General features: G+C 78.5%; 1 pseudogene. It reads right to left on the bottom strand.

The window, feature by feature from the left end:
* A pseudogene (locus G3I41_RS02775) lies at positions 1-734 on the bottom strand (hypothetical protein); the annotation flags it as partial.

The raw sequence follows: 734 nt of genomic DNA, 5'->3' as shown, positions 1-734 counted from the left end.
TCCGCGCGCAGGGGGGCGAGTGCCCGGGCGAACCGCTGGGCCCAGTGCGCCGACACCGCGTCGACGGAGGCCACCGTGCCGTGGCCCGCCGCCCGTCCGCCCGCCGTGCGCAGCAGCCGCAGGGCCGTCGCCACGTCACCGCTCAGCATCCCGACCGCTCCGCATTCGCGGAAGGCGATCGACGCGTGACAGGCGGCCTCGTACGTCGCGGCGACCGGCGAGGTGGGCGTCGCGGCCGGGGTCTCGGCCAGACAGATCAGATGGACGCCCGCCGCCGCACCCGCCGCGGCCAGCCGTGCGGTGTTCTCGCGGAGGACCGCCGCGCCGGGGTCGCCGTCGAGGATCACCACCGTGAACGGGCCCTCGTAGGCGCGGGCCGCCTCGGCGACCGCGGCCGCGTCCTGGCTCGCCCAGCCGGGGCCGAGGGGCCCGTCGTCCAGTCGGCGGGCCAGCTCGGCGGTGCGGGCGAGCGCCTGCTCGCGGTCGTACGCGAGGAGCAGCCGGCAGTCCTGGCCGTGCATCGGGCGGAGATGGGGCAGCCAGCCCAGCCAGGCCCACTCGCGCCGCCGCTCCTCCGTGCTCCGCGCCCGGTCCGTGCTGATCAGCACGATCTCCAGGTCGGCGGGGGAGTGCAGCGCGGCCAGCTGGGCCACGGCGGACCGGGCGAGCCCGGCCAGCCGCTCCCGGGGCCCGGCGAGCCCCAGCGAACCGGCCTCCCGCAGGCTCACGGTCAC

This window comes from Streptomyces sp. SID9727, assembly GCF_010550605.1.
Lineage (GTDB): Bacteria > Actinomycetota > Actinomycetes > Streptomycetales > Streptomycetaceae > Streptomyces.
This window is presented reverse-complemented; position numbering and strand designations above follow the sequence as displayed.